This is a genomic window from Microcoleus sp. F4-D5 (genome assembly GCF_036704885.1).
Classification (GTDB): Bacteria; Cyanobacteriota; Cyanobacteriia; order Cyanobacteriales; family Microcoleaceae; genus Microcoleus.
In genome coordinates, this window is sequence record NZ_JAUBSX010000028.1 from 54173 (window position 1) to 74390 (window position 20218).

The following is a 20218-nucleotide window of genomic DNA, read 5'->3' on the forward strand; positions in this document are numbered from 1 at the left end:
CAAAGCTGAGTCGGGAATATTTACCTCTTGCACCATTTTCTTGAACAGGCAAGATGCCTGTTCCACAAGAGTTGAGTTTTCCTGTGGGGTGGGCCGAAGAGCCCGCCCAAGTTTATTGACAAGGGTGCAGGATGTCAGCGCTGCCAAGTTTAATGCAAGTTCTCGTCCCAGACGCCGATGTAAATCCGATCGCGCTCGTTGCGTTCGATCGTCCCTTCCAGCGAACCCTTCCTAAACGTAAACCGATTAGTCCGGCGCTGCTGCACGTCGCGCAAGCCTTGCAAAATCTCCCGGCTGGCACCGCCCACCATCCCGTTTAACGCGGTTCGCACCACCAAATCGTCCACCGACTGGGCAAAAGAACCCTCTGTTTGTACTAGCTGGTCCGAATCGCGATCGTAAATGTAGCCGAGAGTAATCCGGTTCGGCAATATTTCATAAAGTGCGGTGCGAGTATTCGGCCAATAGCCCCGGGCTTGAGAGTCAGTCGGTTCTCCCAATTGAGATACAATCTGGCTTTCGGGCGTACCAACGGCAAACCCAGGGATTGTGGGAGTCTTCTGATAATTGGTTCCCGGTTGTTCGGGGCTGGGTGCGGGCGATCGATCTGGCGGCAACTCTTTGTCAACAAGTTTTTCTGTTGGTGTGGGTTCGGCAGCCTCGGGAGTTGGCGCTGGTGTTGGAGTTGGCGCTGGGGCTGGTGTTGGAGTTTCAGCAGCCGGCGCTGGAGTTTCAGCAGCCGGCGGCGGAGTTTCTCTGGGAGTCGGCGCTGGAGTTTCAGCAGCCGGCGGCGGAGTTTCTCTGGGAGTCGGGGCCGGCGTTGGTGTCGGCGCGGGAATTGGTGCGGGGTTCACGCGCGCGTCTGGATCTGCGGGGGTCGAAGTGCGATCGTCCTTGGCCACCGGTGCGGGTTCCGAAGACGGCCGGTTGAGGAAAACTCTAGCAATACCGACCAAACCTGCAACAATAAGTGCGATCGCCACCAATCCCAAAATCCACCAAAGCTTGCGGTTGTTGTCCCCAGAAGACACCACAGCAGGAACTGTTCTGGAAGCAGCAGGCGACTGAGGCCCGTGTCCCGGAATCACCGCCACCGTCGGCCCGGTGCTCGGCGACGCTGCACCAAGAGGCTGCCCCTGCAGCAGCGACAGCCACTCATCCACACTAGCAGGGCGATTTTGAGCTTCTACCGTCATCCCCCGCATCACCGCTTGGCTGACTGTCGGACTCACTTGAGGCTGCAAATCGCGGGGTGAAGGCATCGGCTGACTGGTACGCAAAATTGCAGCCACTGGCACCTGTGCTGTCAGTAAAGTGTAAAGCGTCGCCGCCAGACCGTAAACATCTGTGGCGGGCGTATATTTTCCTTGGGCGAAATACTGTTCGGGGGGTGCGTAGCCGTCGGACACCATATTAGTGTGACTTTGGGTTGCACCCAGAGTAAACTCGCGGGCTATGCCAAAATCGATCAGGACAACTTCTTGGGTGTTTTGGCGCAGCAGAATGTTTTGCGGCTTGACATCTCGGTGCAGCAAACCCTTTTGATGAACAACTTTTAAAGCAGCGCCAATTTGAGTGATGTAGAGAATAGCGAGTTCTTCTGGCAGCGGCCGATTTGGGAATACGACATCGCCCAAATTCTGACCGGCAATGTAGTCCATCACCATGTAAGGCTGCCCGTCTTCCACAAAGAAATCGCTGACGCGGACAATATTCGGATGAACGCAGGAAGCCAACCGCCTCGCTTCGTCTTGAAACTTGCGATCGAACTCAGCAAAATTGGGTTGCTGGCGCAGGGATTCGTTGAGAGTTTTAATGACTACAGGCTGTCCTAAATAGCGGTGATTTGCCCTGAAAGTAATCCCAAAGCCGCCGCGTCCCAGTTCTTGTTCGAGGGTGTACTTTCCACCCTGTAAAGTTTTGCCGATTAGCGCATCCATATGTCCAGGCGATCGCGTACCAGAGAATATGGCTGATTATTGCACGTATGGTCGGCTCTCCTCACCAGTCCTAAGAGCGATCGAGGAGGGCGATCGGCTCTAAGTAGCAGGTTGGCTTCTAGCTGACGTTGATACTTGTCTCCGGCCTCACACCAGATGTGAGTGTATCCGATGCTCTTGTGCGATCGCTGAACTATCTGGATGCTTTCTGAAAGCAGCATTCAAATTCCTCCTTTTTTCAATTTTCAATTAATACTTTTGCCACTTTTTCTAACAGAGATGACTGACTGTTTTCACCGATTTTTAAAACATTTTGAGTTAGCGTACTAAAATGTAAAGCTGTAATGGGATGGTCGATCAGCTCAGATGTAGGAATTGACTCTCCGGAATATCTATTCCCAATCAAATGATAGACTCTAAACCCTTTCTTAAGCGATGCTACGAGATTTTGTGCGGGAGGCACGTAATACTGAATAAACATTTCGTTTTTCAAATCCAAACTTATCATATTTTGGATTCTGTTAATAGGTTTAATCTCGCTGTTGTAATGGGATACCAAAGGTAAGAATCTACTACTATTTTCACCTTTGTTTTTTCTGTCGATTGTTAATTGGCCGCTTTCCATATCTGCAATAATACCAGTCCGTCCAATTAATGTGGGCGTATAAAAATCATCTGTATAACAACTAATATACAGTGCCTCTGATTCATCTACAAAATATTTTTGATCGTTAATTAATTTTTCTGAAAATTTTTTTCTCCTTCTTAAAAATCGAAATTTCGATTCTATTTGTTTCAAATCGCGCATTACATTTTTTATGTATAGGTAACCATCTTGATACAGAAATTCTACCGCAACCGCTTTAGCTTCCTTATTTTTAGGGCTGCGTACATAAATACTAAAAAATTGTTTTTCAGGAAATGATTCATGAGTAATACGCAAGCCCAAGTTCGGATTTGACAAACTCTGTGAGATCCAGTTCTTAATTCCCAACTCAATCAAGATTTTCTGAAATTCAGGGGAAATCTTTATCTTATATTTATCGCAGAAACTTTCCCATTGTTCGCTATCTTCTTGTCCTATTAAATAGCAGGAAATATAACCCTCTACATCCAATAATCTCCCCTCTGTAAAAGCTTTCGTATCGTTTTGGAGACTATCCCGATCGATTTGAGATGTATAATTAAGAACCGCCCAAGCTGATTTCTTATTTCCGACACCAGTAAATTCAGGTATATTTCTGCCCTGGGTGCTAACAAAAACTCCTGTCTCTAAATAGTTAAATCTATTCTTTAACTGTGAATAGAAATCTACTGGCGATTTATTATCTAATGTTGTTGATGGACACCAGAGAGCGTCTTTTCTCTGGTAGGCCATCGAACCCGCTTCTTCCTCCAAAAGTTTATTGAAAACCAAATAGTTTTTTCCCGGTTCTAGTTGAATTTCTGACCATTTAATAGATTCGCTAATTCTCCAGCAAACTTCGTCCTCACCGTCAGGTACTTGTTCGTAGGTACTGACAGTTTTTCCTTCATTGTAAAATGCGATCGTAGATACCCCTTGATGTTTCAGGAAGCATTGCAAAAATTGTCGGTCAGATTCAGTTAAATCGACCCCAGTATTGTTAATAATCTCTAAGGAGCCTACAGACTCTATGTTTTTGATGAAAGGGTTTTCTAAGTAGTAGTCAGCCTGAAAATCAAGAGATTTAAATTTAATCTGGCACTCACTTAAAAAGCCCTCAAGTTTTGTCATGAGGTTTTGGTAATGATAAAGCTGAGTCTTTTTGAAATTGTCATAATTTTTGGGATCGCTATCAAATTGCATAAAATTTATTTTATTTTTTTTCCTAGCATCTAGGTCTCGCTCGAAGTAGTAGTTCTTATTGTCGTAGACCAACAAATCTCCTAAATCATCACCATCTATGGTACTGTAGCTATCTTTTGGTAAGAAGAGTCGGTGTTTTCGAGACAAGGTTAATGTGAGTACGCCATGTTGATTGTATTTGATTAACAAGTTTTGTCCCCACACCAAAAGAGCCTCTTTCGATTTGCTGAGATTCCTGGAATGGAGTAACAGTAATTCTTCAAAACCATTCAGTGTCTCAAAGTATAAGCCTTGAGACAGAATATAAAACTTGAAAATGAGGTTGAAAATTCTTTCTCGATCGCTAGAATTGTCTGTAAATAACCTTTGCCATCCCGAATGATTTTTATTAGGCGATAAAAAAAACACATATTTTTTGCCACCAGTATAGGATAGGAAGTATTGAATGTCTGAATTTTCCCGTTCTTTCCCATGTTCAGCCAGCCTTTTGTTGATTTCATTTTTAATGTATTTATGCCGTTCTTTATAAAAGCTAGCCCCTGAATCCTCATTCTCAGAATCTTTATCTTCAGCAAGCCGATATTCAAGAGTAAAATGTTCTATCCCTTGTCCGCTTTTAAATAAATACTGAAACAGTTTTTCGGCAACTTGTTGTGGAGTTTCTACGATTTTTAGTTGGTTGGTTCGCGATATATCTGATAAGGCTGCTGTTTTATTTTTCATTTTATTTCTCCTTTTGAAACAAAAACTCTGTGAGGATATTGGATTGTACTGGACAATTGCGATCGTCAAAGAAAATCAAATTTCCCGAAAATAACATGGGTGAGTGTTGTTGATTTTTTTCTTGGGCGGCGTGCAAGTTAAGAAGTAACCCTCTCGCAGTGCTAAATTCTCGATACTCTGAAACAATTTCCTTCAGCTTGTTTTCGGTTTTATCCAGCGTCTTTTTGGACAGGCGATTTCCCGAAGCCACGCTCCAAGCTTTAACATCAATACAAAATAGCGTATTCTCCTTGACATAGTACAAATCAAACCGCTCGTATAGCTTACGATACTTTTGGAAATCTCGCAATGGCTCAAAACGATAGCTGGATTTTATGTCTTTCCAGTCTTTGCCTTGGAAAATTTCATCTTTAATCCAGCCTTCCACAAAATTTTCAGCGAGTGAGGGATACAACACATCGTAAAAGAAATGCGGACGCGGAATATAAGTATTAAAAACTTGCGGTTGTTGCATCAACTTGTTGTACCGTCTGTAGATTGAATCAGTCGAAGGATCTAGGGAGCTAATTTCATTACCTTCTAAGTCATAGCCACGCTCGCTGATTTTTAGATATTCAGGATATAACCGCTTCTGGTAAGGATAGATTTTTTCCCCATTGATGCTATCACTGATAATCTGGAATTTTTTACCGCTTTCTTCCTCTGAAGCTAAATAGGGCGTAAATTCAACTTGTTCTGGGTTGTGATAGAATAATGACTCAATAAAATTATCAGGAAATAGCCCGGAATTTCGCAACTTTTCCAGATACTTGGCTGGGTCTTTGAAAACAATTGGGTCGCGCAACGCATCCCACGTTTGTGCGATATCAAAAGTATGTTTATTAAGATGAAAGCGATCGATTTCCTCCAACATTTGTGTTCTAAACTCTTGAAAAGCCAGAGTCGCATCAATCTCATCAATAACATGATCGTCATAATCCTTAATCGCTCGTTTTTTCTCTTCTTCTCGAACGCTTAAGTAGACTTTGTGGTTGTTAACGGAAAATTTCCGAATTTCCTCCTTTTCTTTCCCTTCCAGGTATCTGTAAAAATTCACTAAGTTTTTCCTGGTTTCTTCATTAACAAATATTTTTACTACTTGGTTGGGAAAATCGCGTCTCTCAGATCTGCCGATCGCTTGCAAAACTTGTTTACCTAATAAAATCTGGTGTTGCTGCTGTCGAAATGCTTCAGCTTCTGGTTGGCTGAGGTATTTGTTGAAATCTTTGATTTCAAGATTAGACTCTCCCAAGTTTACAATACTTTTCATTAAGGCAAAATGGTAAAGCGTAATAGATAATCCCGAATCTTTTGATTTGTTAAGCGATGGACCCATTACTGTATAGTAACTGTCCATTAACAAAACTAAAGAGTCGAAATCTTTTTCATCGCCGTGATGGTTTTTGATGATTGGATTCAATCCTTTGGAAGCTGATTGATAAGCCGATATAAAGAAGATTTTTTCCCCTTCTTTTTCAACCAGCTCATTCAAATACGTGTTAGGAGCTTTTTTGTCGCAGTAAAGACTGTTGAATGAGGCATCATACAAAATTATTTTAATCCGAATCTTACTCTGATAGTTTTTATGCTTCACTTCCACATAATATATGTTTGGATGCTCTGGTGACAACTCAAATATAAAGTTAGCATGATTGAGCCGTTCGCAATGTTGAATTAACTTTTTAATCCAGCGTAGAGTTTGAGTAAAAGCAATTGTTTCTTGAATTGAGTCATCCTCAAACAGGTAAAACAAGAAACGAATAAACTTTTGAAGTTCTTGGATTTTGTAAATACCCAGCCAATTCCCATCCTGTTTTATATCGTCGATAAAACTTTTTAAAATAGTTTCTTCAAATCGTTCCACAACTTTTTGAGTTTCGTTATTTGGGAAAGACAATAAATCCTCACCGAAAAACTTTACTGCAATCTGTCGCTTCGCCTCACGACTCTCTCTGATGTTTTCGCAAAGCGATACTTCTTCCTCGCTCATTTCCTTAAACGAACTTTGACCGGATTCACTAGCATTCCGCAATTTATCTTTTAAATACTGCATATCATAACTCGTGCTTAAATCTCCTAAAATTCCTCCTGTTGCTGAAATCAAAAACATCACATTACTATTATTGCATAACATGGAATTTATCTTGAATTCAGGCGAAGTCAATATAGCCGTACTACCAATAGAAACTTCTCTAAGGGCGCGATCGATGAGATTATTTTTAGGATTTTGATAACGAGAAATTTCTTTTATATTTATGATCGACTTATAATTTTCATAGACATAAGCAGTATTTAAGTATTTTAGCAGTTGATTTTGCGAGGGGCTTTCTTCACGTGCCTTTTGGACTCTAGCTATTTGTTCTGACCAAATTTCTAAAGAACGGGATTGAGAATCTTCAGCATCTAAGACCTTCGCTAGAAAATCTTTGATGGTTTTGATTTGCGATCGCACAGCTAGAATGGCATAAATTAACTCTGCTACAGAGGTATTATCTGCAACTTTTTCCTCTGTGATTTGGACGTGGCCGCCAGAAGGTTTGATTAAAAACAATTTTTGCAGGGGTTCTAGGTTGTAGATGTATAGGTTGTTGTATGCAAAAATGTTCATTAAATCATCACATATTTTATTGTAAAGCTTTTGAGGAATCAACAAACTTCTATTATTCTCAAATTTTGAAATAACTCTGGATAACATTTGAAAATCTACTATAATGGGATTTTGTTCATCATTATTATCAAAAATCCCAACAATTTCTTTCATTGATTCGTCAAGCCCATTTTTAATTTTTACTATTTTTTCTAAAAAATTGATAGAGTTTCCCTCCTCAAAGGTCAACCGTTGATATATGCGGGCGAATTTTTGCAGTGTGGGTTCTAGGGCTTTGTCTTTTTCAAAGTGTTCTTGAAATTCGTAAAAAGCTCCCTTATTCTTATCTATAAAATTTAAAAAATTTCTGTTTTCATTGTTTTGAGTTGAAAACAGCATAGAAAATTCTCTATTGATAGATGACAGCGCATTATTGATTGCCAGTTTTTCAGGAGAGATGATATCAATCTTCTTCTCTAGCATAATTTGATAGCCATCTTCCTGCTCGTCCAAGGCAAGGATAAACTTTCGGGAGTTGTCTGTATGATCGATAACGTATTTATCGAGATGACTGCTTTTCTTTACCCATTTTGTACCATTGTGGATAAAGTACGGAATAGCTGTTTCAAATTTATCATAGGTGAGCATCAAAATCCCCGATTTTTTTTGCAGAAGATGGAGGGGGTAAAATATTTCAATTAACTTTAAACATTCAGCCGGACAATTTCTTTGATCTAATTCACCTTTGATAAAAAAGTCTAAAAATTTTTCAATTAAGTTGTTCAGTTCCCGTATTGCTTTCGTAGTCTCAGATTTATTAAAATCCTCATCTCCAAAGCCTGTGCTTTTTACATATTCAAGGCGTTTAATCACATCTTTTACTTTCTCCAGGCTTCGTCGATTTTCCTGAACATTTTCATCAGAACATACTTTTTTATCAATTTTCCAAATATTTTTGTTTTTGAGAATTGAAGATATCAAGTCCTTGTATGATTTGATATACTCATCCGTCGTTTTCATTTCTAACGAATTTATTTTATAGACCGGAATATTTGGGTATTGGCTCTCAACTGAAGTGGGAACGCATAAGTGTTCTCTCAATGGCGCCACATATATACCGATTATTTGAATATTTGAATGTTCTTCTATGGTTTTATAAATTGCTTGAAACAATTGGTGAGTTTTTCCTGAACCCGTACCATAATTGATGAGTTTTAGTTGGGGACGGTTTTCTCGAAAGCTATCTTCAATAGTTGCCAGGTAGGAATTAATAATTTGGGAACGAACTGATTCTAACTGCTGATTAATATCGTCTATTTGCTTTTGCATTATGTGTTATCACCTTATCTAGAGTAAATACATATCGTGGGATAGTCTTTTATTTGACTGATACCCATAGTAGCGCCTGAACTCTTGTGCTTTGTCTCGTAAATCGCTATACACCAGTTTTTTGGCATCTTTCTGTGCCTGTTTGGTGTATACCAGATTCCCATTCACCACTGCAACTGGCGATCGCAATCCTCGATCGACCTTGCCATTCCTTCCCGAATCGATTCCCGCATCCCTGGCACTGATAGAAGATACAGTGTCTCCTGCACAGATGCCCCGTCAGATTCAGATAATAACACTGCATTGCTAGTCTGTCCTGCAATCACAATAGGTTGATGCGACTGACTCACCGCATCGATCAACTGCTGTAACTGCTGTTGAGCTTCATTGATTGGGATCATAATTTTGCACTTGTCTAAATACACTTTTCTAATTGATATTGGCTGGCTGTAGACACTGCTACAACTGCCCCAGAAACTTATCGTACTCTGCGTGTGAACCAACCCAAAACCAGATTACAGTGTCTCCATCCAACTGACCAACTGCTCGATAGTTTTTGCTAATTCGGGCTGAGTAGATTGGTAAGTCAGGATGCACCTTCTTGAAACGCAGGCTTGGATGACTTGGGTCTTCCTTGAACTGGCGATACGCCCCGCGTGTCTGCTGTTGAACTTGTTCGGGTAAATCAGCAAATAATCTACGGAACTCGGTTGTAGTGTTTGACTTCACAATGTTTCTGGATCGAGTTCTTGGGTTTTGCCTGCACGATACTCAGCCATTGCGGCCGCTGCGAGTTTAGCAAGAGCATCTGGGGAACGGGAGAATGCTTGATCCCAGCGCCTATCGTCTTCAAGTTCTTCCAGAATCATTGAAGCGAGAGCATCTTGCTCGCTGGCAGACAATGTTTTCAACTTGGCGATCGCACGTTCGAGTAACTCAGTCATGGCTACCACACTTTTAGAATGAAAATGGCATCTTATCCATTATCCATTGTTTCAGCCAAGTTGAGGGTAGCTCGAACAAATGGCAGGCTAATTATCATCATTAATAACTACGGGAAACCCACTTCTATGTTTTTTATTAGCTTTTTTATGCACTTAAATACATCTCTATATCTCGCAAATGCAGGAATTCCACTATTCAGTCAGAGTGTTTTCTATCAAATTATTTTGCTCATCCCAATTATCGCCATAGAAGCTTATATTCACAAAAAGCTACTCAATCTCAGTATCCTAAAAGCAATTTTTATTACTTTTATAACAAATATCATATCGACGATAGGGGGAGGTTTTATTATCGTATGTATTGGGGCGTTTATGGGACATATCGTCTTCCACACAACCGTGCCTGTACAGCCTGGTTCTTTTCCATTTCTGCCGTTGGAAATTATGATTACACTCATTCCTATGTTTTTCTTTTCCGTTTACCTAGAATTATTAATAGGGAGTTGGGGAGTAAAAAAAATTGAAAAAAGCCAAGTTAATAAATCATTTTTAATAGCTAATTTATTCACTTATTTAATGCTTGAGATATTAGCTTTTACCCAACTTGTCAAGGGATACATTGAAGGGCGGGGCTAACCCAAACTTTCTATATCGTCGGGTTACTGATTGACATCTTCAGCCACCATCATTGCATTGATGTGGGTAAAGATGCGATCTAATTCCCCAATAGCGTCGAGTTCCGCTACCTCTTCTGCCATTAGTTGGTCTGCCTTCTTCTTCTCTAACAATTGTTCCATGCGCTGTTGGAGCGATTCACTAAATTTGAACAACTTCCACCGATCGACTTTTTCCATGCAAATCTCATGGATTAACGAGGAGGGTTTGTTGAGAATTGAAACCATTGTAGGCTCCGAGCTTCGGGTTTTAGGTAGTGACTGGATTATAGCTTTTATTCAATCTGCCAGATTTAATGCTCCAACCGAGAACCTTCAAATTACCGCCAAAACCAGTGACTTAAACAGCCAAACGGCGTTACAGTTCAAGTCGGATGATATTCGTCCCTGCTTATTTGCCATCGCCATATCTTGCCTTCTTCAGGATCGCCCACCTCTGCAATGAACTTCATTCCCACTTTTTGCAACACCCTATTCGAGGCATTTTTTTCAGCTAAAGTGTGAGCGATGACTGCTTTCACCTTCTCGTGAGCGAAAGCATAATCGATCATTGCCTGTGCCACCTCAGTTGCAAATCCGCGATTCCAATATTCGGAAGCAATTTCATAACCTATCTCTACAGTCCCCGACTCATCAGGTGAGCCTTTGAAACCTCCGTTGCCGACAAGCACTTCATTTTTTGGATGAATAAAGAAGTAGCTGCGCCAGTCAGTTGGAGGCGGATTGAATTCGCAAGATTCGTCAGCGGGGAGGGAAAATGCTTCCGGGAAATGAGGCCAGCTATTAGGCACGATGACATTTAAAATTGCTGCCAGCTCGCTTTTATTGCGTAAGAAAGCTTCTACGTGAATCCTTTCGACGGGAAGTAGTTGAAGATTGTTAGTTTCAATCATTTTTCTACCTTGTTTAACAAGTATGAGATCGCACTACAGGCACTAGCGAAACGCCGTTCTCGGAACCCTGGCGAGTTGGTAAGCGCCCCGACTGTCCAACAATTGATATTGATTTGGCTGCAATCCTAATTGCACAAATTTCTCTGGATATCCCAGCAACAAAATAGAGGGAGAAGTTGGGTTTTTAGATTCCTTAATGTAGTCGATCGCCTTTGGGACAGCTCGGTAGTAAGTCACCGGCCCTTGGGTATAAAAAACCAGACTTGGTTTCCAGAAACCAACCATAATAAACTCTTCCCCTGGCAGTTTTTGTTGAACCGCAACCTGTGCTAACTGTCTCAGAGGTAACTGGCGGTTGATATCGACCACTTTGTAGGCGGGAGTAAGACCAAAGATGATAAATGCTACTAACCCGATGAGGTTAGCAACCAAAATCCAGCGCTGTTGCCGCTTCCAAAGTAAAAGTGCGATCGCCGCTGCTGTAGTTATCCAAATCGCACCGCCTACAATCAGCAATCCCGACTGCTGAATTGCTTGGGGAAAATTGGGCATTGCCGGGTCGTCTCCCAGCCAGTTGTAGCTGTAGAAAATTGCTCCGGCTACAATTAATAAAAATATGACATTGAAAATGTATGTAACTAACAGCCCTCGCGGTAAATAATTAGGTTTTTTTTCTAACTTGATCCGCCTGTTTTCTGGTTCGTTGCCTGCAATAATGTCGCTCCACAGCAGCGTTACCAAAATCGCAGCGGCGGGGATTAAAGGCAATACATAACTCGGCAATTTGGTCACGGCGATCGTGAAAAAGCCAAAGATGCAGGCGAACCAAAATAGGGCAAATAAACTCAACTGAGCCGATCGCGGTTGACGGCGCCAGTAACTGCGCTGCCAAAAACGGGTGCGGGCGATCGCCGCAGGCAAATAAATCGACCAGGGTGCAAAACCAACTAGCACGACAAAAAAGTAAAAATACCAAGGCGCCGAGTGCTTGTTGACTACTCCGGTAAAACGCTGGAAATTGTGATAGCCAAAAAAGCTGTCAATATAAGTTTGACCGTTGGCTAAAATAACCAAAATGTACCACGGCAGGGCGATCGCCAGAATAATCAAGATTCCAGATACCGGACGCATTTCGCGCCAAAGTTGCCGAAAATTTCCCAAATAAAGCCCGAAGCTGCCAACAATCAGCGCTGGCACGACAATTCCCACAGGCCCCTTAGCCAGAATTGCTAAGGCAATTAGTACGTAAAAAGTCAGATACCACTTATTGGGAAATCGGGAAGCGGAAACCGTAGAAAATTCTGTTTTTTCTCTCTGTTCTTCGAGGGTGTAACCGAGGAAAAATGCGAGCATTGCCGAACACATACAGCCGACTAATAGCATATCTGAAACGCCAGTCCGTCCCCAGGCAATAGTTTGGGGATTTAAAGCTATTAGGGCAGCACCAATCCAAGGAGTAGAAAAAAAGAGGGGAAGACGGCGAGTTTTGAGTTTTGAGTTGTTATTCTCTGTTTCTTCTTCCGGCTGCCATCGGACTTCTTCCTTCTTGCTGACATCCGTGACATCCGTTAAATCCGTTACATCCCGTACAGGGCTCGTTGCCGAACTTCCTTGTTCCTTCGAGCGAGTGAACTGTTGTAGAGTATAGAATCCGAGGCAAGTCAGACCGATCGCGCACAAGGCCGAGGGAAGACGCACTGCCCATTCGTTAACGCCCAGAGTGCGGTAAGCCACTGCCATCAGCCAGTAAATCAACGGCGGCTTGTCAAACCTGGTTTCGCCGTTGAAATAAGGAGTGATGAAATCTCCTGTCACCGTCATTTGACGGGCGGCTTCGGCAAACAGCGGTTCGGTTTCGTCAACTAAACCGATGTTACCGAGATTCCACAAAAAAGCCACCAAGGCGATGGCGCACAGCCACAACAGCGACAGCAGCTTTGGCGCGATCCTCTTCGTTGGCGTAGCCCCCGTAGGGGCGGACTTTCCTTCGGATCGCTTCGCTAACGGGCGATTCCTAAACTCTGACAAATTTTTAATAACTTCCTTCACCCAAACTTCCTGCGATTTTAGATTTAAAATTTTAGCTCGCATAGAGAGTCTACCGAAAGATTCGCATTCTCGAAACTCCCAATTCGATCGAATGCGGTTCAACTGAGATGTTGAACCCTTCTCAATAAAGCTTTTACGGGCGGGCATCCTGTCGGCCCCCAAAAAAAAATTCACTTTGTGGAACAGGCCCGAAAGCCTGTTCTTGATAAGGGTGCGGCGATGTGAGTTTAACCTCACATCGCCGCACCCTTCTCAACAAGACCGTATCAACCGGGTTTCTCGACCAAAATCTCGGCACTTGCACCTAAGGGTTCAAGGCTGCAAAATTAATTGCCATTCTCTGGCTGTGCGGTTCCAAGCGGGCGAGGGTGTCTCCCCGGCGACGTAAGGCCCCCAGTAGCGGCGAGAACCGTCCTGAGCAAAAACCACCAGAATGTCTCCCCGTTTGACTTGTAACTTGCCCTCCGGCAGCGATAGCATCAGTCCCTTGTCGCCTCCTTCTCCCGGCGCAAAATCCCAGTGCGCCGGTTTGCCGTAGGATTTCTCGGCTTGCCGTTTCGACAGCAGGGCCACTCGCACTGGGTGTTCGCTGCGGTTGCTGACGCGCAGACTACCGGAGGCTTTAGCATTTACAGGGATTAAGGAAACCAATTCCTCCTCTGACTGTGGGGGGGTTGGTATTGAGTCGGGTTTGGGTTCGCTGGGGGTGCCTGCAGAAGCTGTGGCGACTGGGGAAACCGGCATGGGGGGGAGTGCGGTGGCTTGTGAGGGCCAATCGCTCGACTGATTTGAACCGTTGGAGATAGTGATTTCAAAACGTCCTAGAAACATTCCTGTAATTAGGACGATCGTCACTCCAATTACGATCTGGTAAATTTTAAGCTTCATAAATTTTATGCTTAAAGGATAGACTGCACACCCGCAATTATTCATAACTATCCTTAATGTAGAACCCGGGGCTGCGGTGCCACAAGATACAGCTACACTTAACTACCTGACTGTTCAGGACTATAACTTGGCGATCGCTCAATACCATCTTAGATGTTAAATTTTAGATTTTAGATGGTGGCGTACTAACCCCGGCCAAGATTTGGAGTTGGTCTGAAGCAGCATTTTTTGACTCATCAGTATAACTTTTAATACCAGTTTAAAAAAAGATGCAACTATAGGCCCGTGCTCCAAACCCCGATCGTCATCAGTCATTCCCAATTCTTTAATCTAAAATCTACAATGGTATAACTTCTATGCAGAATACCCGAATTAACAGATTGATTGATGTTCTGGGCGAGCAATTCGGACGCTGGCTGAGCAATCCTTGGCGGCGGATTTCGATCCTGATAATTAGCCTGCTGTCGGGCACTTTTTTGGGAACAGCTATTTCGACGATTGCCGGACAATCCGCTGATTGGGATATTATCGCGGCCGGGCTGTTGGTGTTGTTGACGGAGTTGACGAACCGACTGGTTTACGGCGGCAAGAGGCCCGCAGCCGGTTATTTGTGGGTGGAGGTGCTCAATTCTCTGAAAATTGGCCTGACTTACAGTTTATTTGTGGAAGCTTTCAAACTGGGCTCTTAAAAAATTTTGAATCTATAGGGGCGGGTTGAGTGAGGCTATATGCAATCAAGCAAGTTTACCATTACCCAAACCCGCCCTCGCCACGCTAAGAATATAGATTAATTACTTCGGGTAATTTCTAGAGTAATTCTGCCGCCGAAGTCAGGGATGGGAGCGGCCGGTTTTGAGAGCTGTATCTTGACTTTTTCGACTAAAGGCAGTTGTAAAAGTGCTTGGGCGATCGCATCTGCTAGCCGTTCGATTAATGCAAACTTCGAGTTTTTGACTAGCTGTTGAACCAGAGTAATTGCACTCCGGTAATCAAGGGTATGTTCGATATCATCGCTGTTTCCGGCTGGGGATAAATCTAACCAGAGAGTGACATCCACTTCAAACCACTGCCCCAAGACCTGCTCTTCTGGCAGATACCCGGTGTAGCCGTAGCAGCGAATTCCTGTAAGTTGAATTGAATCCATTTTGAAATAAATTAAAACTGCATTGCATATACCAATTTACATTGAACCCGATCGAATTCTCATTCTTTTCACTCTGCGCCCTCTGCGCCCTCTGCGGTTCAATCATTCTTATTCTCTTTTAAATTTCAAAACTGCTCTCCCTTCTCCAACCTGTCCAAAAAATTCTCAGCAACTTGATACCATTTCTTTCTAATTTCTGCATCTTCGGGCTTGTCTGTCAATGTACGACCTTGTAATTCTGGATATTTGTTGTAAAATAATTCATCGACTTTATTATAAAAAATATCCGGCTCGATATTGAGATTTTTGCGGCGCTTGCCAATGTTCTCTTGCCTAGCTATTTCTGCATCTAAAGACTTATCTGGAAAATTCGGAAGTTTTGGCAGTTCTGGTAACTTTGGGAGAGTAAAACCAGATTTGACTGCACTAAAAGCTAGAATTCCCGGCAATAAAACCACACTTAAAGTCGCGAGTGTTTTCCAAGGAATTAGCTTAATTTTGCTAGTGTTGCGGTTAACAATTTGAGGGTTCTGCCCCACAGGAGTATTGTTATTCGTAGCAGTTTGAGTGCTGTGTTTGAAGGGGCGGCCGACAAAGTTCATTGTCACCATTTGGGAAATTATACTGCCAATTTGAGATAGTTTGGGATCTTTGAGTGCTTCGCGGACTTCTTTTGCGGACTGGTAGCGATCGCCCGGTTGTTCTGCTAGCATCTTATCCAACACAGTACCGAGATTTTGACTGACACTGACGTGCGATCGCCAATCCCAAGTTTTATTATTGATATCGTACAATTTTTGAGGCTTTTTGCCGCTTAGCAGTACCAAAGCCGTGACGGCTAAAGCGTATAAATCGCTAGCAGCAGAAACTTTCCCCAGCCGCATTTGTTCGGCTGGCGCATAACCCTGTTTGCCGATCGCCGTATCCGATTGTCCGTTAAACTGAAGTACGGCATTGGCTGCGATTTGCTTGACTGAACCGAAATCAATTAAAAATGGTAGTTTGTCAGCATCATGCTGAATAATATTATCCGGAGAAATATCGCGGTGAATTAAATTTTTTGAGTGGATGTATTCTAAAACTGGTAAAAGCTGAAATAGCAGTTGAGTCACTTCGGCTTCGGTAAAATTTTTACCTTGCTGCTGGCGCGATATCAATATCTCTTCGTAGGTTTGACCCTTGATATAATCTTGGACTAAAAATAAAGATGGATTCCCGCCCAAATCGGTTCGCAGCAGTTCTCGAAAGCGGGGAATTTGCGGGTGTTGGAGGTTGTAAAGCATACTCGCTTCGCGATCGAACAATTCGGCCGCTTTCGGGCTGTGAACTACCGGAGAAAACTCTTTGAGCACGCAGATTTCGCCGTAGCGGTTGATATCTTCTGCGAGGTAAGTGCGCCCGAAGCCACCGCGACCCAATTCGCGGAGGATGCGGTAGCGTTTTTCGAGAGTCGAACCTGGGGTGAGGAGGGAGGAGTTAGACATAAACCACGGCAAATTGTTCGATTTGGGGAGTAGCCGAGGACAGTATAGCTCATTGTAGCTAAGTTTGTTTGAATGCGAGGGAAGGAACGGCGATCGCTTTTTTTTGGGATGGATGAAGGAGAAGGGACACTTTACTTAAGATTTAGGATCTACAGGATATCGTAGGGGCGGGTTTTACCAACCATCTATGTTAGAAACCAAAAATATAATAAACCCGCCCCCACTTGGGCGGCAAATCCAAATCTACATTTTTGGCATTCGATCGAACATCAGGTTAATCTGATTATCGGCTGTCTAGGGGCGGGTTTATATAAATTGTTCGCGAACATCAAATATTGTTGGTAAAACCAGCCCCTACATTTTTTATTGTCGAGTTTGATAGGCTGTCAAGGATTTACAAATCCCGATGAGTAAACCCCTTCGCATCATTCCCTACATAACTAGCAGCAACATTGCCATCTCCAACAACTCGATACTTATAGGTAATCAAACCCTCTAAACCAACAGGCCCGCGAGGTGGCATTTGCTGGGTGCTAATCCCCACTTCTGCACCGAAACCGTAGCGGAAACCGTCGGCAAATCGAGTCGAACAATTGTGATAAACTCCGGCCGCATCGACTCCATTTAAAAATGTTTCGGCGGCTTCGCTATCTTCGGTGACAATGACATCTGTATGTCTGGAACCGTAATTATTGATATGATTAATTGCCTCTTCCACAGAATCTACTATTTTGATTGACAAAATTAAATCGCTGTATTCTGTAGACCAATCAGCTTCTTTTGCTTCGGCAATATTTTCGAGGATGGCGCGAGTTTTTTCGTCTCCCCGCAGTTCGACTTTTTTCGGCTGCAAAGCTGCGGCGACAGCGGGCAATAAAACGGGGGCGATCGCACTGTGAACTAACAAAGTTTCAATGGCATTGCAGGCTGCTGGATACTGGGTTTTTGCATCTACACAAATCTCTACTGCTTTCTGAATATCCGCTGCTTTGTCTGCGTACAAATGACAAATGCCGTCGGCGTGTCCCAACACGGGAATTCGGGTATTTTCCTGCACGAACCGCACGAAGGAATTAGAACCTCTGGGAATAATCAAATCTACATATTCATCCATTTTGAGCAGTTCGATTGTTTCTTCCCGCGTAGTTAGCAACTGCACGACTTCTGGATTAACCGCAGTTTCTGCTAATGCTTGATGTATCACTTTTGTCAAGATTTCGCAGGAACGAACAGCCTCTTTGCCGCCTTTGAGAATGACGCCGTTTCCCGATTTAATTGCCAAGGATACTATCTGAATTAAAGCTTCGGGGCGCGCTTCAAAAATAATGCCTAAAACGCCCAAAGGACAGGTGATGCGCTTGAGAATTAATCCTGTATCCAATTCGCGGTGAATTTGCACGGAACCTACGGGATCTGCGAGTTTTGCAACGTCGCGCACGCCTGCGATCGCACTTTTCAACTTGCTCTCATCCAACTTTAGGCGATCGTACAGCGGTTTCGCAATTCCATCCGTCTCAGCCGCCTTGCAGTCAGCCGCATTCGCCGCCAAAATATCTGGCGCAGCAGCTTCTAAAGCTTTCGCAATAGCTTCAATAGCTTGATTTTTGGCATCACCAGACAAAACTGCCAACTTTCTAGCAGATACGCGCGTTTTTTGGGCAATTTCAATAATAGACATGGCAGTAAGTTTTAAATATTTTTGATTGTTGGGTTTTGAATTTTGAGTTTTGAATTGAATCCGCACAAATAAATTTCGGGGCAGTTTTCAGTCTTAACAATTCTAGAATAAATTCTATATTTTTGTTGAGACCCCTGACAGCAATCCGCATTCACAGGTTAAAACAGTGAAGTATAGATAAAATCCCACGGTCATTTCAATTTGTCAATAACCTTAGGAGATTATTATGTCATCTCACGCCCCTTTACGCAAGGCAGGCCGAGCAGCCAAAGCCGGGGTTAAACTGATACAGAAAACTGGCGGAAACCTGGTTTTAGCTTCCGGCGTCACCATCAGCCTGCTGTTTGGTATGGTGTTAGCGCTATCTTTAGCCTCAGTTTTAATTCTCAACAGTCCCGATCCCGTTGCCGGATTGGCGATCGCACTTCCGATTACCCTGATTTTTAACATAGCTGCTTTTTTCCTATCGCCTTACTTGATGGACTTAACTCAAAATTGGCTGTACCATACTCGCTGGGTTTCCCTAGCAGAAATTGAAAGCCTAAGTCCCGAAACAGCGAAAGTTATTCAGAAGGTTTGCAAGCAGAAAAAACTGACTCAGCCGCGTTTAGGAATTATCGACGACCAAAACCCCACTGCTTTTACTTACGGTTCAGTTCCCAACAGCGCTCGCTTAGTCGTCAGTCAAGGTCTTTTCACCTATTTAGACGACGAGGAAATTGCCACTGTTTACGCCCACGAACTCGGTCACATCGTCCACTGGGACTTTGCAGTAATGACTTTAGCTTCGACTTTGGTGCAGATTACTTATTTAATTTACACTACAGCTCAAAGGATGGGTCGAAGTGGTGGCGACAAAGCTAAAGATGCGGCGGGTACTGTAGCTGCTGTTGCTTATTTGTTTTACATCGCCGGCACTTATTTATTGCTGTATTTGTCGCGGACGCGAGAATATTTTGCAGACCATTTTGCTGCCGAAACTACTGGCAACCCCAATGCTTTGTCTCGCGCTTTAGTAAAAATTGCTTACGGTATTTTGGAAGAAGGACAAAGGGCAACAGAACCCAGCCGCTTATTAGAAGGAACTCGCGCTTTAGGCATTTACGATGCCAAAGCTGCCACATCTACTGGGACTGCTTACAGGATTTCTTCGGAACCGGAAAAGATTGGGCGAGTGTTTTTGTGGGATATGTTTAATCCGTGGGGTTGGTGGATGGAGTTGAACTCGACTCACCCGCTGACTGGTAAACGAGTTCGCGCTTTGAGCACTTATTCCGAACAATTAGGCTTGGATGTTGAGTTTGACATGGGCCGGATTGTCGGCGAAGGCAATCTTTTGAGCAAGCGGAAATTGTACGGAAATTTTGTGTTCGATGTGCTGCTGTACAGTGCAGAAACTCTGGGGTTAGCGGTGGGTTTTGCGATCGGCATTTCGCTGTCTGCTGCAAACCCGATGATGATGGTTGCTTGTCCTTTAATCGGTTTGGGCGTGGGAATTTTGCTCAAGACTTTGGTAATGTTCCCGAATTATGAACAAGCAGAACGCTTAGATGTTTTAACCTTAATGTCTGACCCTTATGCAAGTCCTCTGCGGGGTCAACCGGCGCAACTGCAAGGCGAATTAATTGGTCGCGGCGATGCGGGTTATGCCTTCGGTTCTGATTTGAAATTGCAAGACAGAACGGGAATGATTTATCTGCGATATGCTTCTCGTTTTGGGCCAATTGGTAATTTTCTGTTTGGCATGAAACGGGTTGAAAGTTTGATTGGAATGGATGTTAGCGCTTTAGGTTGGTTCCGCCGGGGTGTTGCACCTTGGATGGATTTGATTCAGCTTGAAAGCGATAGCGGTACGACGGTTAAGAGTTATCACCGCTTCTGGTCTTTTGTGATGGGTATCGGTGCGATCGCGATCGGTATTGCATTTCTATTCGTGTCATTTCCAGCTTAACACTTGACAGGTGAAACCTTTTAAGTTAAATATAATTAAGCTCGACAATTCGAGCTTCTTTTTTTTG

General features: G+C 43.3%; 17 protein-coding genes. 3 read left to right on the forward strand and 14 right to left on the reverse strand.

Annotated features, from left to right (window positions below):
* Window positions 1-149: 149 nt before the first annotated feature.
* The 7 genes from QUA80_RS15170 to QUA80_RS15200 all read right to left on the reverse strand — a co-directional run bounded on the left by QUA80_RS15170 (window position 150) and on the right by QUA80_RS15200 (window position 9390).
* Window positions 150-1940 (reverse strand): serine/threonine-protein kinase, encoded by a 1791-nt coding sequence (locus QUA80_RS15170; protein WP_333425780.1) that lies wholly within the window; start codon window positions 1938-1940, stop codon window positions 150-152.
* Entirely contained in the window at window positions 1928-2161 is a 234-nt protein-coding gene (locus tag QUA80_RS15175) for a hypothetical protein (protein WP_333425782.1), read from the reverse strand. The genes QUA80_RS15170 and QUA80_RS15175 overlap by 13 nt, the downstream gene beginning before the upstream one ends.
* A gap of 17 nt (window positions 2162-2178) precedes the next feature.
* Complete coding sequence (locus tag QUA80_RS15180) at window positions 2179-4491, reverse strand: hypothetical protein (RefSeq protein WP_333425784.1); 2313 nt, start codon at window positions 4489-4491, stop codon at window positions 2179-2181.
* A gap of 1 nt (window position 4492) precedes the next feature.
* Entirely contained in the window at window positions 4493-8446 is a 3954-nt protein-coding gene (locus QUA80_RS15185; RefSeq protein ID WP_333425786.1) for a hypothetical protein, read from the reverse strand.
* 164 nt (window positions 8447-8610) lie between these two features.
* On the reverse strand, window positions 8611-8847 hold the full coding sequence (locus QUA80_RS15190) for a type II toxin-antitoxin system Phd/YefM family antitoxin (protein ID WP_333425788.1): 237 nt from the start codon (window positions 8845-8847) through the stop codon (window positions 8611-8613).
* Window positions 8848-8905: 58 nt separating this feature from the next.
* Window positions 8906-9175, reverse strand: coding sequence for a ParE family toxin-like protein (locus QUA80_RS15195; RefSeq protein ID WP_333325934.1), 270 nt, complete (start codon window positions 9173-9175; stop codon window positions 8906-8908).
* Entirely contained in the window at window positions 9172-9390 is a 219-nt protein-coding gene (locus QUA80_RS15200; protein WP_333042039.1) for a hypothetical protein, read from the reverse strand. Before QUA80_RS15200 ends, QUA80_RS15195 begins: the two co-directional genes overlap by 4 nt.
* A gap of 24 nt (window positions 9391-9414) precedes the next feature.
* Between QUA80_RS15200 and QUA80_RS15205 the strand changes: the two genes are divergently transcribed.
* Entirely contained in the window at window positions 9415-10026 is a 612-nt protein-coding gene (locus tag QUA80_RS15205) for a hypothetical protein (protein ID WP_333425790.1), read from the forward strand.
* A 23-nt stretch (window positions 10027-10049) separates the two neighbouring features.
* On the opposite strand, the gene QUA80_RS15210 is transcribed toward QUA80_RS15205, so the two are convergent.
* From QUA80_RS15210 to QUA80_RS15225, 4 genes are all read right to left on the reverse strand, one after another.
* Entirely contained in the window at window positions 10050-10292 is a 243-nt protein-coding gene (locus tag QUA80_RS15210) for a hypothetical protein (RefSeq protein ID WP_333425792.1), read from the reverse strand.
* 137 nt (window positions 10293-10429) lie between these two features.
* Complete coding sequence (locus QUA80_RS15215) at window positions 10430-10957, reverse strand: GNAT family N-acetyltransferase (protein WP_333425794.1); 528 nt, start codon at window positions 10955-10957, stop codon at window positions 10430-10432.
* A gap of 42 nt (window positions 10958-10999) precedes the next feature.
* Window positions 11000-13153 (reverse strand): glycosyltransferase family 39 protein, encoded by a 2154-nt coding sequence (locus QUA80_RS15220; RefSeq protein WP_333425796.1) that lies wholly within the window; start codon window positions 13151-13153, stop codon window positions 11000-11002.
* A 165-nt stretch (window positions 13154-13318) separates the two neighbouring features.
* On the reverse strand, window positions 13319-13894 hold the full coding sequence (locus tag QUA80_RS15225; protein WP_333425797.1) for a hypothetical protein: 576 nt from the start codon (window positions 13892-13894) through the stop codon (window positions 13319-13321).
* A gap of 356 nt (window positions 13895-14250) precedes the next feature.
* Between QUA80_RS15225 and QUA80_RS15230 the strand changes: the two genes are divergently transcribed.
* Window positions 14251-14583: a DUF565 domain-containing protein gene (locus tag QUA80_RS15230; RefSeq protein WP_333425799.1), complete on the forward strand. Its 333-nt coding sequence runs from the start codon at window positions 14251-14253 to the stop codon at window positions 14581-14583.
* A gap of 98 nt (window positions 14584-14681) precedes the next feature.
* Here QUA80_RS15230 and folB read toward each other — a convergent pair whose 3' ends face one another.
* The 3 genes from folB to QUA80_RS15245 all read right to left on the reverse strand — a co-directional run bounded on the left by folB (window position 14682) and on the right by QUA80_RS15245 (window position 18200).
* Complete coding sequence (gene folB / locus QUA80_RS15235) at window positions 14682-15038, reverse strand: dihydroneopterin aldolase (protein WP_333425800.1); 357 nt, start codon at window positions 15036-15038, stop codon at window positions 14682-14684.
* A gap of 125 nt (window positions 15039-15163) precedes the next feature.
* Window positions 15164-16522, reverse strand: coding sequence for a serine/threonine-protein kinase (locus QUA80_RS15240; RefSeq protein ID WP_333425802.1), 1359 nt, complete (start codon window positions 16520-16522; stop codon window positions 15164-15166).
* Between the two features lie 394 nt (window positions 16523-16916).
* Window positions 16917-18200 (reverse strand): glutamate-5-semialdehyde dehydrogenase, encoded by a 1284-nt coding sequence (locus QUA80_RS15245; protein WP_333425804.1) that lies wholly within the window; start codon window positions 18198-18200, stop codon window positions 16917-16919.
* Between the two features lie 226 nt (window positions 18201-18426).
* Between QUA80_RS15245 and QUA80_RS15250 the strand changes: the two genes are divergently transcribed.
* Window positions 18427-20151: a zinc metalloprotease HtpX gene (locus QUA80_RS15250; protein ID WP_333425805.1), complete on the forward strand. Its 1725-nt coding sequence runs from the start codon at window positions 18427-18429 to the stop codon at window positions 20149-20151.
* Window positions 20152-20218: the final 67 nt, after the last annotated feature.